Origin of the sequence: Sorangium sp. So ce1504 (assembly GCF_051521635.1) — a bacterium.
Classification (GTDB): domain Bacteria; phylum Myxococcota_A; class Polyangia; order Polyangiales; family Polyangiaceae; genus Sorangium; species Sorangium cellulosum_B.
The window spans coordinates 4,792,342-4,806,355 of record NZ_CP150365.1 but is presented as its reverse complement, the minus strand read 5'-3'; the positions used below and the strand labels follow the sequence as shown (position 1 = coordinate 4,806,355).

General features: G+C 75.2%; 8 protein-coding genes. 2 read left to right on the top strand and 6 right to left on the bottom strand.

Going from position 1 to position 14,014, the window contains the following annotated elements:
- Positions 1 to 82: 82 nt before the first annotated feature.
- From WMF39_RS18065 to WMF39_RS18055, 3 genes are read right to left on the bottom strand one after another with little or no spacing between them, the layout of a single operon-like run.
- Entirely contained in the window at positions 83 to 1,366 is a 1,284-nt protein-coding gene (locus WMF39_RS18065) for a PEGA domain-containing protein (protein ID WP_437746728.1), read from the bottom strand.
- Positions 1,363 to 4,110 (bottom strand): FG-GAP repeat domain-containing protein, encoded by a 2,748-nt coding sequence (locus WMF39_RS18060; RefSeq protein WP_437746727.1) that lies wholly within the window; start codon positions 4,108 to 4,110, stop codon positions 1,363 to 1,365. Before WMF39_RS18060 ends, WMF39_RS18065 begins: the two co-directional genes overlap by 4 nt.
- Positions 4,111 to 4,112: 2 nt before the next feature.
- Positions 4,113 to 5,888 (bottom strand): protein kinase domain-containing protein, encoded by a 1,776-nt coding sequence (locus WMF39_RS18055; protein WP_437746726.1) that lies wholly within the window; start codon positions 5,886 to 5,888, stop codon positions 4,113 to 4,115.
- Positions 5,889 to 6,075: 187 nt separating this feature from the next.
- Here WMF39_RS18055 and WMF39_RS18050 point away from each other — a divergent pair, with 187 nt between their 5' ends.
- Positions 6,076 to 6,723 (top strand): histidine phosphatase family protein, encoded by a 648-nt coding sequence (locus tag WMF39_RS18050; RefSeq protein WP_437746725.1) that lies wholly within the window; start codon positions 6,076 to 6,078, stop codon positions 6,721 to 6,723.
- Here the strand turns inward: WMF39_RS18050 and WMF39_RS18045 are convergent.
- Positions 6,692 to 7,702: a phosphotransferase family protein gene (locus tag WMF39_RS18045; protein WP_437746724.1), complete on the bottom strand. Its 1,011-nt coding sequence runs from the start codon at positions 7,700 to 7,702 to the stop codon at positions 6,692 to 6,694. The genes WMF39_RS18050 and WMF39_RS18045 overlap by 32 nt on opposite strands.
- Positions 7,703 to 7,978: 276 nt before the next feature.
- Between WMF39_RS18045 and nhaA the strand changes: the two genes are divergently transcribed.
- A complete protein-coding gene (gene nhaA / locus WMF39_RS18040) occupies positions 7,979 to 9,388 on the top strand; it encodes a Na+/H+ antiporter NhaA (RefSeq protein ID WP_437746723.1) in 1,410 nt (469 codons plus the stop codon).
- A 31-nt stretch (positions 9,389 to 9,419) separates the two neighbouring features.
- On the opposite strand, the gene WMF39_RS18035 is transcribed toward nhaA, so the two are convergent.
- Positions 9,420 to 11,183: a DUF389 domain-containing protein gene (locus WMF39_RS18035; protein WP_437746722.1), complete on the bottom strand. Its 1,764-nt coding sequence runs from the start codon at positions 11,181 to 11,183 to the stop codon at positions 9,420 to 9,422.
- Between the two features lie 159 nt (positions 11,184 to 11,342).
- On the bottom strand, positions 11,343 to 13,583 hold the full coding sequence (locus WMF39_RS18030) for a bifunctional alpha,alpha-trehalose-phosphate synthase (UDP-forming)/trehalose-phosphatase (RefSeq protein WP_437746721.1): 2,241 nt from the start codon (positions 13,581 to 13,583) through the stop codon (positions 11,343 to 11,345).
- Between the last annotated feature and the right edge of the window lie 431 nt (positions 13,584 to 14,014).

The following is a 14,014-nucleotide window of genomic DNA, read 5'->3' as shown; positions in this document are numbered from 1 at the left end:
GCCAGGAGCAGAGCGAGTTCTTGGCGCGCTCGGCGGTTCGAATTCCTGCTCTTTTTCCGGGGGTTTTAACCCGCTTGTCGATCTAGAAGCGCCCTCGAACACCCGCCGAAAACACGCCCACCGTGAACTCCGCGTCCACCCCGGGATCCTTCGGCGGCGGCGCGGCGGGCGGGGCGACGCCAAGGCCCTTTGGCTCGTCGAACGCGAAGAGCCCGAACCCCACGGCGGCGGCGAGCAACGACACCCCGCCGGCGACGGCCGCCGCCGCGCCGAGACTGCCGCGCGCGTCGACCGCGGCGTTGTAGCGATCCCGCTCCGACGGCGTGAGCGAGCCCGCGTCCTTCCTGTCCCGCAGCTCGACCGCCTCGCTCTGGCTCGCGAGGGCGAGGCCCCCGAGCACGCCGGTCGCGACGGCGCCCGCCGCGCCGACGCCGAGCACCGTCCACGCGGCGACGCGGCGGGACGTCATGCGCAGGTTGGCATCGAGCCCCACGGCCTGCTCGCGCGTCACGCGGAGCTCCCGCCGGAAGAGCTCGTATCCGGGCAGCGAGACCTCGACCCCATGAACCCCCGGCTCGATCGCGATCGCGCCCGCCGTCGGCACCGTCCCCCTCACCTGCCCGTCCACCGCGATGCGCGCGCCGCCCGTGCCCGTCACCCGCAGCTGCGCCGGCTTCACGCGCAGCACGACGTGCCGCGGCATCAGCTCACCGGCGACCGCGACGACCGTGAGCTCTTCCTCGTCGTGCCCCGCCGCCTGCACCCGCACGCGGTGCGGGCCAGGAGCGACCGGCGCCACGAGCGGCGCCGCGACGAACGGCTGGCCATCCACCGACACCCGGGCCCCCTCGGCCGGCGACGACAGCAGGAGGCGCGTCCCGCCCGCCGCCGGCCTCGAGGCCGCCGCGGCGCCGCCGCCCGGCGCCGTCGCGCCCTCGCCGCCCGCCGCCTCCGAGCCCTCGCCGGGGAGCCGCGCCTCCAGCGGCACGAGCGACCCAAGGGCCGTCACCGCCTCCTCGCGGCGCGTCGCCTTCGGATCCTGGCGCAGGTACTCGCGGTAGAGGGCGATCGCGCGGCGCAGCGCGTCCGGCGACGGCTCCGTGAGGTGCTGCCGCCGGAACGCTTGCGCCGCCGAGAACAGGAGCGACGGGCTCGGCACGCGCTCGTGCGCCTCCAGGAACGCCTCCGCGGCGACCTGGTACTGGCCCGCCTCGTAGGCCTGCGCGCCGGCGTTGAAGTAGCTCTCCGCCTGCGCCACCTGCTCGGGCGTCGGGCGCGCGCCCGCCTGGGCCGCGGCGGGCGCCGCGGCGAGGCTCAGCGAGGCCCAGGCGAGCAACGGACAGAAGAAACGCGCCGCCGCCCTCATTGCAGCACCGGCTTGCCGCGGAACACCTTCAGGAAGGCGGAGCTCATCCCCACCGCGAGATCGTCGACGCCATCCCCATCGACGTCGCCCGCGACCAGCGCGACGAAATCGCTGCCGGCCTCCGGCGGAGGCCCGGGGAACGCGGTCTCGATGCGGCGCAGCGCCCGCGCGCCGGCGTCGAGATCGTAGAGCTCGAGCCGCCCGGGCCCGGCCACGGCGACCTCGAGCGCGACGTCGGCGTCGGCGTTGAGCAGCGCCACGGCGAGGCCCGCGCAGACCTGGTCGCCCTCGCAAGGCTCCGGCGCGACGAGCGCCGTCTCGTCGAAGCCCCCTCCGGCGCGGCCCCAGAGCGCGACGATCTCGCCGCTCGCCGCGCGGGCGAGGAGATCCTGCCGCCCGTCGCCGTCCAGATCCGCGACGAGCGGGCGCGGCGCGTACTTCGGCGGGTTCACGTCCTCCACGATGGCCTTGAACACGTGCGCCGTCTCCTGCCGGGCCGCCTCGACCAGCTTCTCGCCGTCGGCCGCGTACAGCGCGAGCTCGCCGTCGTTCAGCCACACGAGCTCGTCCCGGCGGTCGCCGTCGGTGTCGATCGGCGCGAGCACGCACGCCTCGCACGGCGGCGCCCCCTCTCCGGGCCGGCCGGACGCCTCGGCGCGCAGGTTGTCCCCCTCCGGTGAGACGGAGATCAGCCAGATCTGCGTGCCTTCGGGCACGGGACCGGGCGCGCCCTCGACGGCGAGCTCCGTGATCGCGGCGAGGCGCTGCTGGGGTTCGCCGTCGGCCCCGACCGCGAACATGCCGCCCGCGACGCCGAGGAGCCGCACGGGCAGGATGGAGCTCGGCGCGCCAGGACCAGGCGGCATGCCCCCCGGCGCTCCGGGAGGCGCGGCGAAGTAGAACGGCGCGCGGATGAGGCGATCGCGGCCCCCCTCGATGAGCGCCAGCCCGGAGCCGGAGCCCACCGGCGCGTCGGGCGGCCGCGGGAGACCGCGCAACGCGAAGAGCTGGGCTCCCGTGGCCTCCTGGAGCACGCGGCCCGCGACGAGGCCGCTGGCGAGATCGAGCCGGCCGTGCCCGGCCGGCGCGGAGGGCGCGGCGAAGGCGTTGCCGTAAGCGATGTCGAGCCGGGTCGAGGGCTGCGGAGACGACGGCCGCGCCTGCTGATCGAAGTAGGCGATGTCGTTCACCCGGTCGCCGTCGAAGTCGCCGACGGCGAGGTAGTGGGGCGGGCACTGCGTCGCGACGCGCTGCGTGTAGAACGTGCCGTCCGAGGCGCCGGTGTAGACCGTGATGTCGGGCAGCTGCGTCTCGGTGGCGACGATATCGAGGTGGCCGTCGGCGTTCACGTCGGCGGCGACCGCCTCGCACCCTCCGCCGATCGAGCCGCAGACCGGAGACTGGAACGGCGCGCTGGGGCGGCAGTCGAGCGGCACAAGCTCTGGCCCGGGGCGGTTTGCGTCGAAGTCGCCGGCGACGAAGATCCGGTCCGGATCGGCGAGCGCGGCCTCGAGCTCCGCGTCGTCGAGCGAGAGCGCGCCCGTGCGCTGGTCGGGCGAGCCGCCGGACGGAAGGCTCGGCGTCGCCTGGAAGCGCCCGTCGCCGAGGCCGTACGCGACGTGGAGCTCGCCGCGGTCGGCGCGGATGGCGTTCACGACGATGTCGAGGAAGCCGTCGCCGTTCTGATCGTGCACGGCGAGCGACGCGTTGACGTCGCGGATCCTCGCGCCGCCGCCGAGCTGCACCTCGGGCAGCGCCGCGAGCGCGCTCGATCCCGCGGGGCCGCAGGCGGCGTAGATGCGGATCCGATCGTCGCCCCGCTTCGCCACGATCGCCTCGTCGCAGGCCGCCGGGTCCGCGGCGGTGTCGCCGTCCAGATCGGCGGCGACCGCGACCGCGATGTCGCCGGGGGCCACGACGTCGCCGTCGAGCGTCTGCGGCGTCATGGCCGGGTCCGACATCACCGCGATGCGGCCAGCGCCGCCGCTCGCCGGCGGCTCGCCGCCCGTACCGCCGCCGTTCGGGCCCCCCGTCGCGGCGGCTGCTCCGAGGAAGATCAGCGCGGCGTCGCGGCCGCGCAGCCGCGCCGACAGGAGGCGCGCGGCCTCGCTGTCGAGGCGCGTGGTCGCGTAGAGCGTGGGCGCCATGGCCGCGCTCTCCGAGGCGGAGAACACGAAGAGGCCGTTCGCGGCGCCCCCCGGCGCGGAGACCACGTCCCCGCGGCCGGCGACGATGAGCTCGAGCTGGCCGTCGCTCGTGAGGTCGCGCAGGATCGGAGCGGGCGACGTCTCCTCGCTCGACGCCGCCCGGGCGATCGGGAGCGCCTGCTCCGCCTGCGCGCACAGCCCAGGCGCCTGGCTGGGGAGCGCCGAGATCGTGGTGCTCTCGAGCGTCGTGTGCACGAGCTCGTCGCAGCCGTCGGCGTTGATGTCGCCGGCCGAGAGCTCCATCGCCGTGACCATGGTGCGCGCCGAGAGCTCCTCGAACACGCCCGTGGGCCGCCGGCAGACGCCGTCCGCGCCGCACCCGTAGCCGCCGGGGCACGCGAACCCTTCGGCGCCCCCGCAGAGGTAGCGGCACTGGTGCGCGCTCCCGGGCGCGCCGCAGCCTTCCTGCCCGTCGCAGGCCTCGTCCGGCGCCTCGACGACGCGGTTGCCGCAGACGTCCTCCTCGAGCAGCGAGAGGTTCGCGCAGCCAGCCGCCGCGATCGCCAGGACGATCGACGCTCCGTGAGATGCCTTCATGGTCAGGGTGCTCCGCGGAGGCTGTCGAACGCCGGCTTCTCCAGATCGGTGTGGTGCTTGCGCGGTCGGGTCGCCCGGACGCCCGACGGCGCCGTGGTGGACGCAGTGCTGGCCGCCCCGGCGACCGGTGCGGTCGGCGCCGGTCCACCCGCGGCTGCTCCCGGAGCTGCCTGGGGACCGAGGGGCGCGGCGCCCGCGACGGGCGGCGCGCCGGAAGGATCCGCGGCGCCGGACGGCACGCCGGTGGCGCCCGCGCCGGCCAGCGGCGCGCCGAGGGGGCCCTGGGTGCTGGACGGCCCGCCGGTGGCGTCTGCAGCGCCGAGCGGCGCGCCCGTGGCCGCTGTCGGGGCGGCATCGCGGATCGAGGCAGCGTCGCCGCCGGGGCGCAGCGACACGATCGTCCCGGCCATGGCGCCGCCGAGGAGCAGCACCGCGAGCACCCCGGCGCGGCGGGCGCTGGTCCTCGGCGCCCGAACAGGCTCGGCGGGCGGGGCGAACGCCGCCGTCCGGGCGGGCTCGGCGGGCGGGGCGAACGCCGCCGTCTGGCCGATCTCGGCGGGCGCCACCGGGCCCGGCGGCATCGGCTGCGTGCGCCCCGCCGCGACGGCCCCGCTCCCGCCAGGGCTGCGCAGCGTGCCGGAGGAGCCGCCGTTCCCGGAGGCGCCGCTCCGGGACGCGCCGCCCCCGTCCGCGCCGCTGCCCTCCCCCGGATCGAGCGCCTCGACCACGTCGGTCGCCGCCTCGGAGCTGACGTCCTGCGAGCCGACGGACACCACGCGCGCGCTGCTCCTGGGCCGCGCGGCGCCCGCGCTGTCGAGCCCCTCGAGGCCGAGCTTGCGCACCTGCTCGACGAACGCCTGGACCGCTTGGCCCGCCGACCGCGGGCGTTCCTCGGCGCGCTTCGCCAGCATCGCCGTCACCGGGGCGTCGAGCTCGGGCGGGAGGTCCGCGCAGACCTCCGACGCCCGCGGCGGCGGGTGGAGGAGGTGCATCATCATCACGTCCATCATCGACTCGCCCTGGAAGACGAGCGTTCCCGTGAGCACCTCGTGGGCGATCACGCCGAGGGCGTAGATGTCCGAGCGATGGTCGACGCCCTTGCCGCGGACCTGCTCGGGCGACATGTACGCGGGCGTCCCGACGGCGACCCCCGTGGCCGTCTTGTGGGCGAGCGCCTCGTCGGCGAGCTTCGCCACGCCGAAATCGAGCAGCTTGGGGAAGTAGCGGCCGCCCTTCTCGATCGCCACGAAGATGTTCTCGGGCTTCAGATCGCGGTGCGTGATCCCCGCCGCGTGCGCGGCGTCGAGCGCGTCGGCGATGCCCTCGAGGATGGGGACGGCGCGGCCCGGCGAGAGGCGCCCCTCGCGCCGGATCAGCGCGCCGAGCGTGAGCCCGTCGAGCAGCTCCATGACGAAGTAGTGCCGCCCGTCGACGACGCCGAAGGAGAAGATGTCGATGATGTTGCGGTGCCGGATGCGGTTCACCGCGCGCGCCTCGCCGACGAAGCGCGAGACGACGGTCGGATCGGACGCGAACCGCCGGTTCAGCACCTTGATCGCGACCCGCTTGCCGATGAGGGGGTGCTCTCCCGCGTAGACGTCGCCGAACGTCCCCGCGCCGAGCAGCCGCTCGACGCGGTACTCGCCGAGCATCGTGCCCGGCGCCAGCTGCGCGTCCTCCTCGAAGAAGGCCTCGTCCGGCAGCAACGCGTCCCCGTGCTCCGGGCAGGTCGCCACATCCTCCGGATAGACCGAGCGACACGCGGGGCAGGTGGCCATCGACCGTCACGCCAGTCTAGGCGCCGTCGCCAATGATGAACAGCGCGGCGAAGCGCGCCCGCGCCGACCCTGCTCGCTCGCACCGCCGGGCGACCACGTCGCTAGGGTGAGCCGTCGCGCGCGGCGCTCGATCTGGCCGCGGCCCACGCTAGCTTCCGGGCCGAGCGCCCCTGCTCCGGTCCGACGCATGCGCCCCTCTCTCCTGGTCCTCGTGCGCCACGGCCACACCGCCGGTAACCGCGCCGGCCCCGCGACGCCGATGAGCGGGTGGACCGACACGCCGCTCGACGCGCGAGGGCGTGAGGAGGCCGAGGCGCTGCGCCGCCGCCTCGCCGGAGGCCCGGCGTTCGACGCCGTGTATTCCAGCCCGCTGAGCCGCGCGCTCGAGACGGCGCGGATCGCGGCCGGCGCGTGGGGCCCGGTCCGCCCCCACGACGGGCTGCGCGAGATCTGCTGCGGCGACGTGGACGGCCTCCCGATCGAGGAGGTCAAGGCGCGCCACGCCCCGCTCTGGGAGGCGCACCTGCGCCAGGCCGACGACGATTTCCGCTGGCCAGGCGGGGAGAGCTACCGGGAGCTCCGCGCGCGCTGCCTCGCGGCGATCGTGGCGATCGCCGCGGCGCACCCGGGGCAGCGCGTGTTCGCGGTCACGCACGCGGGCGTCATCGGCCAGATCCTCGGGGCGCTGCACGGCATCCCGCCCGCGCGCTGGGAGCCGTTCCGGCCGGGCAACGCCAGCCTCACGTCGCTCTCGTGGCAGGGCGAGCGCGGCGTCCTTTTGCGCTTCGACGACCGCGAGCACCTCAGCTCCAGCACGCGTCGGCCCGGCGGATGACGCGCAGCCAATCCGCCGCGTTCCGTGCCGCGGCCGCGAGCGCGCCGGGCGCGCTCGCGCGGCAGGCCAGCGCGAGGTGGTGCACGAGCGCGCCCGCGAGCGCGTTGGACGCCGCCGCGAACCAGTACGCGTCGCGCAGCGGCCGGGTCAGCGCGGGGGCGAGCCCGCGCGCCGAGAGGTAGCCGGCGAGCAACGTATCGTGGCGGCGCCGCGCCTCCGGCTCCCAGTAACCGAGGGCCTGGAGCCACGAGCTCACGTCCTCCAGCGGCGAGCCGATCCGCGCGCGCGCCCAGTCGAGCAGCACCGGCTCCACGACGCCGTCGCGCCGGCGGACCATGACGTTGCCTGGGTGCACGTCGCCGTGGATCACCGCGCGACCAAGCGGCTGGAACGCGAGGAGCTGCCGGCGCATCGCGGGCAGCGCCGAAACGACCCGCCGCAGCGCGGGCAGCGCCCGGGCGAGCGCCGGGACCTCGCCGCGGGGCAGGCGCTCGGCCAGCGAGAGGGTATCCCGCGCCATGGCCAGGTTCTCGGCCTCGTAGTCCCAGGCCGGCAGCGCGGCGCCCTGCGCCGTCTCCTCGTGGAGGCGCGCCAACCGCTCGAGCACCCGGGCCGTGTGCCCGCTGTCGGCCCAGGGCCAGGCGTGCGCCGGCTCGATCCGCTCGAGGTAGAGCAGCCAGCGCTCACGCCCGAGCCGTTCCGCGCCGAGCAGCTCGGGCGAGAAGCGCCGCCCGACGGACGTCGAGAGCCGCCGGTAGACGGCCGCCTCGCGCGCGGCCTTGCCGTGCACGAGCTTGGCCACGAGCGTGACCCGGCGCGCCCCCGCGCCGCCGCGCAGCCGCGCGGTGACGAGCGCGACCTCCGAGCAGAGCCCGCCGGGGAGCGGGCGTATCTCGATGGCCGAGTCGCAGACAGCATCGCCGTGGCGGGCGACCAGAAAGGCCGTCACCGCGACGCGATCCAGGGCATCTCGCGTCATCCGTCGCCTCCGGGCCCCACGATGCGCCGAGGCCAGCTCACGATCCACCCTGCGCCTCGAATCCGCTCCATGCGCCTGGCCATGCCGGAGCGGCGGCGCCCGACCGCGCCAGAGCGACGCCCCCGGCCTGGCGCGCCCGTTCGCGCTGGATCCGGTCGCCTGAACGAGTATTCTCCCGTGCGGGTGTCGCGGCGGCAGAGCGCCGCGACAGGTCTTCCTGGGACGGTCGGGCCGCCTTCCCCCCTCGCGCGACGTCGCTCGCGCCTCGGTGGTCCATTGCGTCGATCCCCCTCTCAGGAGCTTGCCCCCGGAACCTGGGCCCCCGCGCGCCGCATCGCCGAGCGCGTCCTCGGCCCGATCGAGCGCTTCCTGCACGTCGAGGCCGCCAGCGGGATCGTCCTGCTGATCGCGTCCGCCGTCGCCCTCGCGTGGGCGAACTCGCCGTGGGGCGACGCCTACGAGCACCTCTGGCACGTCCCGATCACGCTCAGCGCGGGCTCGCTGGCGTTCACGCAGCCGCTCCACTTCTGGATCAACGAAGGGCTGATGACGATCTTCTTCTTCGTCGTCGGCCTGGAGATCCGGCGGGAGATCCACGAGGGAGAGCTCTCGGATCTCAAGCGCGCGGCGCTGCCGGTCGCCGCGGCGGTGGGCGGCATGATCGCGCCCGCGCTCCTCTACCTGTCGCTCAACGCTTCGCCGGTCTCGCGGCACGGCTGGGGCGTCCCCATGGCGACGGACATCGCGTTCGCCGTGGGCGTCCTGGCGTTGCTCGGCAAGCGCGTGCCCCCTGCCCTGCGCGTGCTCCTGCTCGCGCTCGCCATCATCGACGACATCGGCGCGATCATCGTCATCGCGCTGTTCTACTCGTCGGGCGTCGCGTGGAGCGGCCTGCTCGTCGCGGGCGGCGGGGTGCTCGCGGTGCTGCTGCTCCAGCGCTTCGGCGTCCGCTCGCCCGCCGCCTACGTGGCCCCAGGCGCCGTCGTCTGGTGGGGCATGCTCCGCGCCGGCGTCCACCCCACGATCGCCGGCGTCGCCATCGGACTCCTGACGCCGGTGCGCTCGTGGTTCGGCAGCGACGGGTTCGTCGCCGCGGCGCGCGACGCGGTGGACAGGGTCGCCTCGCTCACCAAGCGCGACGGCTATCGCGCGGACGAGCTGATCAAGCCCCTCGGGCGGATCCGGCAGGCCCAGCGCGAGGCGCTGCCGCCCGTGGTCCGGCTCCAGGCGGCGCTCCACCCGTGGGTCGCGTACGGCATCATGCCGCTGTTCGCCTTCGCCAACGCCGGCGTCCGCGTCGACGGCTCCTCGCTCGGCCACGCGGCCTCGGGGACGATCCTGCTCGGGGTCATGCTCGGCCTGGTCGCCGGCAAGCCGCTCGGCGTCTTCCTCGCGAGCTTCGCGATGGTCCGGCTCGGCGTCTGCGCCTTGCCACGCGGCGTCGGCTGGCGCGGGATCGCGGTCGTGGGCTGCGTCGCGGGCATCGGCTTCACGATGGCGATCTTCATCGCGGGCCTCGCGTTCGACGACGCCGCGATGCTCGCCGCGGCGAAGCTGGGCGTCCTGCTCGCCTCGGGCGTGGCGGCCGTGGTGGGGCTCCTCGTCGGCAGGCTCGCGCTGTCCGGGGCCCCGACGCCCGGCGCGGCGCTGACGCTCGAAGAGGCCGAGACGTCGACGGAGCAGTAGCCGCCGCGGGCGACCGCCCTCGCGGCGGGCCTCAGCGGATGCCGGAGCCCGCGCCGGCGGCCGCCGGAGCGCCGGCGTCCGCAGCGGCGTCGGCCGGCGCCGCTGCGGCCGCCGGCGCGCACGGCGAGATCGAGACCAGCGCCCGCCACCGCGCGCCCTGGTGGACGTGCACCCGATCCGAGCGGAGGGCCGGCAGCGACCGGAGCGCCGCGAGGACCGCGTCGAGCTCACCGCTCGGCTTCTCCCCGCTCGGCTTCTCCCCGGGGTTCGGGGGCACCTCGACGCACCCGTGGAGCGCTTCCACGTCGTCCACCCAGGCGAGCGCCGGCCCGGCTGCCTGGAGCCAGGACCACCCGCCCGGCGGCTCGGCGACGATCGGCTCGGGCGAGATGGCGCGGTCCTGCACGGCGATCTCCGCGCCGACCTCGCGCGAGAGCGCGCGCCCGAGCAGGTCGCCCGCCGGGGCGCCGAGCTCGGGACCGACGTGCACCACCTCCACGACGGCCGGCTCGTTCTCCGGGAACCGGAGCCGCCACGCGACGAGCGGCCCCGCCGCGTGCGGCCACGCGCCGGCGAGCGACTTCGCGAGCTCCTGGCGGACGAGCACGAGCTCGGGCTCCTTGGGCGCCACGTCGATGGGCGTCGAGCTCGCCCTGACCGACGCCGCCACCTCCTGCAGCGCGCTCGCGTCGAGGACGGCGATCACGTCGACCTTCGGGGTGATGCCCGCGACGGCGGCGATCTGGTCGCGCAGGGCGTGCTCGATCCGCTCCGCCTCGTCGGCTCGGCCGAGCATCACGAGGCGCACGACGACGCTGCCGTGATCGACCGAGACGTTCGACCGCACCGCGCTCTGCGGCAGCGCGTCCAGCATGCGCACGATCGCCGTTCGGACGCGCACCTGCCACGACACGCGCGCGAGCGCCTCCCGGAGCGGGAAATACACGGCCCCGAGGAGCGCGAGCGGCATGAGCACGCGCAAGATCCACCCGTGGCGGAGCTCGAAGAAGACCTGCAGCGCGCGCGCCACGCGGCGGATCGCGCCCGGCTTCTGCTTCGCGAGCTCCGCGTGCTCCAGCTCCGCGGTGCTGACGGCGCTGTAGCCGAGGAGCAGGAAGGAGAGGATGGCAAACAGGAGGATCGCGCAGAGGTTCGCCGTGAAGAGCAGCGCGGCGCCGCTCGCGACGCTCTTCGTCCGGGTTCCGATCCCGTAGCCGATCACGCAGAGGGGGGGTACGAGCGCGATGCCGATCGCCGTGCCCGCGGCCGTCGAGGTCGTGTCCGAGCCGGGCCGCGCGGTGGTGTAGGCGGCCGCGATCGCGCAGAAGATCGCGATGAGCAGATCGAGCGCCGTCGGCGAGGTGCGCGCGGCGATCTCCGAGGTCACCTCGTAGAACGGCAGCATCAGCGTGAGGACCGTGGCGCTCGTCACGACCATGACGACGCTGAAGGCGACGCGCGTGAAGGAGCGCAGCGCCAGGAACGGCGAGCCGATCGCGAGGCCCATCCCGAGCTCGACGATGGGCCCCATGAGCGGCGAGATCAGCATCGCGCCGATGACGACCGCCCCGCTGCCGAGGACGAGCCCGAGCGAGGCGATGCCCATGGCGAGGAAGAGCTGGAGCCAGTAGCCCGCGGCCCCCCGGGCGCTCCGCTCCAGCATGCTCCGGACGAGGGCCTCGCGGGCCTCGGGCTCGATGCCGAGCGCGGCCGCGATGCGGTCCTGCAGGGCCGCCCCTGCGGGCTGCCCGGACGGCCTCTCTTCGGGCGATTCACGGCCGGGATCTCGATCCATGGCGCGCCTTATAACGCGCCTCTCCGCCGCGCTCGCCCCGGGAAACGCGGGCCGCTCGTGGACAGCGCCGCGCCACGAGCGGCGGCGGCTTCGGGCCGGGAAGAAAGGCATGAATCAGGCGTAGAACGAGCGTGGAAAGCGCGTGGACCCCGGCGCGGGTCAGGCGTGGATCCCGGCGTCGAGCCCCGCGTGGCCGGCGTGGCCGGCGTGGCCGGCGTGGCCGGCGTGGATCGAGCGCAGGAGGCGCCGCACCGCGCCTGCGTCGGGCAGCCGGTAGGCGGCGCGGCTGCTCTCGTTGCCGACGTGGATGGTGTACGCGGACGGCGGCAGCGCCGCGAAGGTGTCTTCGTCCGTGCGGTCGTCGCCGATCGCGATCACCGCCGCCCTCGCCGAGACATCGTCCAGGATGCGCGGCACCACCCTGCCCTTGTGGACGCCGCGCGGCCGGACCTCGACCACCTTCGCGCCGGCGAGGAGCTCCAGGGTATCCATGGGGAGGCGCTCCTCGAGGCGCGCGCGCAGCTCGCGCACGTGATGGCTCCCGAGCTCGGGCTCGGCCGTGCGGTAGTGCCACGCCAGGGTCACCGTCTTCTCCTCGATGAAGCTGCCCGGGGTGCGCCGGGTGACGCCCTCGAGGATCGCCCGCGCCTCGCCCTTCCAGGCGGCGGCGTCCGGCTCGAGCGCGACCCAGTCGCCGCTCGCCTTGGGCCGCGACCAGAAGCCGTGCTCGGCGTGCAGGTGGAGCGGCAGCGCGCCGAGCCAGCGCTCGATGTCGGCGCGCCGGCGGCCGCTCACGATGTGCACGCAGTCGCGCTCGGAAAGCGCCCCGAGCAGCGCGAGCAGCTCCTCGTCCGGCGCGGCGAGGTCCGGCACCGGCGCGAACGGGACCAGCGTGCCGTCGTAGTCGAGGATCCACACGCGCTGCGGCGCGAGGCGCATGCGCTCGACGACGCCCTCGGGCATCCCTCGGCGCGATGGCGCGGCGGCCCCCGCGGGCTCCGGCGCCGCGGCGCGGTCGAGCTCGTCGAGGAACGCCTGCGCCCAAGCGTGGACGTCGTGCGTCGCCACGCGGCGGCGCAGCGCCGCCATCCGGCGCTGCTGCTCGACGGGCGGCATGGCGATCGCCTGCTTCACGGCAGCGGCGACCGAGCCGATGTCGTACGGGTTGACGGAGATCGCCTCCGCGAGCTCGGAGGACGCGCCCGCGAACTCGCTCAGGATCAGGGCGCCGTCGTCGTCGACCCGCGCGGCGACGTACTCCTTCGCGACGAGGTTCATGCCGTCGCGCAGCGGGGTCACGAGCATCACGTCGGCGGCGAGGTAGAGCGCGACCACCTGCTCGAGCGGCAGCGAGCGGTGCATGTAGTGGATCGGCGTCGCGTACGTCGTGCCGTACTGCCCGTTGATGCGGCCGACCATCTCGTGCACGATCCGCCGGAAGTCGGCGTACGCGCCGGCCATCTCCCGCGTGGGCACGGCGAGCTGGAGGAAGCGGACCCGATCGCGCAGCTCCGGCTCGCGCTCGAGGAACCGCTCGATCGCGAGCAGGCGGCGCGGGATCCCCTTCGTGTAATCGAGCCGGTCGATCCCGAGCACGATCTTGCGGCCGCGCGCCTCGGCGCGGATGCGCGCCACCTCCTCCCGCACGCCGGGGTGGTCCGCGAGCCGCTCGATCTCGGCGGCGTCGATGCTGATGGGGTGGACCCCCAGCGCGACCGTGCGCCCGTCGTGCTCGATCACCGCCTCGCCCGGATCGACGCCGAGCACGTGCGCCGCCGACGCCGCGAAGTTCCTGCGGTAGGCGGCCGTGTGGAAGCCGATCAGGTCCGCGCCGAGCAGCCCGCGGACGATCTGCTCCCGCCACGGGAGGATGCGGAAGACCTCGGCGGACGGGAACGGGACGTGGAGGAAGAAGCCGATCCGCGCCCCGGGGAGGCGCCGCCGGAGGAGCGCCGGGAGGAGCAGGAGCTGGTAGTCGTGCACCCAGATCGCGTCGCCCGGCGTGTACTGCGCGGCGACGACGTCGGCGAAGCGCTCGTTGACGCGCTGGTAGGCCTCCCAGTCGAGCTCGGCGTCGAGGTTCACCTTGTCGAGCAGGTAGTGGAGCAGGGGCCACAGGACGCCGTTCGAGAAGCCGTCGTAGAAGCGGTGCTGCTCCGCGGCGCCGAGGTGCACGGGCACGGCGCGCATCCCGGCGAGCGCCACGTCGGCGTCCCTCCGCTGCTCCGGGGAGAGGCTCGCGACGCTGCCCGGCCAGCCTATCCAGACCGCGCAGTGCCGCTCGTGGGGGCCGCGCATGGCGGCGGCGAGGCCGCCCGAGGAGCGCGTGAGGCAGAGCGCGCCGCGGTCGACGCGCACGCTGATCGGGAGACGGTTGGAGACGATGAGCAGTCGGGCCATGGAACTCCCCTCCTTGGCGGCGACGAGGCGCCGCTCCCCGGGCGTGAGGCGCGGCGCCTCCCTCATCCGCCGGGCGCGAGGCGCGCCGGCGCAGGGACGAGCCGCGCGCCGCGAGGCGCGGTGCCGCGAGCCGTCGGAAACGAACAGGGCGCGACGCCCACCGCGGGATCGCCGCGGGCGAGCGGCCGAACGAATTCTTTGAACTCAAAACATGTCGCGCGGCGTCGCGCAAGCTGATCCGGCACGCCGGGGGGCGTCGCGCGTCGATCGATCCCCCACGTCGCGGCGCCGGAGTGTCGCGGCGCGTCGAGCGCCGATGGAGGGCAACGCGGGTTGCTGGACCGACAGGTATGCGGGCAGGTCGCGGATCTCTGGCGGCAGCGACACAGCGCGCCGCTGCAAGGGGAGAACAATCTCCACACGCAAAAACA

Bases quoted from the DNA above. Each gene is read 5' to 3' on its own strand.
- WMF39_RS18035 (WP_437746722.1), bottom strand. From the start codon at position 11,183: ATGGATCGAGATCCCGGCCGTGAATCGCCCGAAGAGAGGCCGTCCGGG.
- WMF39_RS18065 (WP_437746728.1), bottom strand. From the start codon at position 1,366: ATGAGGGCGGCGGCGCGTTTCTTCTGTCCGTTGCTCGCCTGGGCCTCG.
- WMF39_RS18030 (WP_437746721.1), bottom strand. From the start codon at position 13,583: ATGGCCCGACTGCTCATCGTCTCCAACCGTCTCCCGATCAGCGTGCGC.
- WMF39_RS18045 (WP_437746724.1), bottom strand. From the start codon at position 7,702: ATGACGCGAGATGCCCTGGATCGCGTCGCGGTGACGGCCTTTCTGGTC.
- WMF39_RS18055 (WP_437746726.1), bottom strand. From the start codon at position 5,888: ATGGCCACCTGCCCCGCGTGTCGCTCGGTCTATCCGGAGGATGTGGCG.
- WMF39_RS18050 (WP_437746725.1), top strand. From the start codon at position 6,076: ATGCGCCCCTCTCTCCTGGTCCTCGTGCGCCACGGCCACACCGCCGGT.
- WMF39_RS18060 (WP_437746727.1), bottom strand. From the start codon at position 4,110: ATGAAGGCATCTCACGGAGCGTCGATCGTCCTGGCGATCGCGGCGGCT.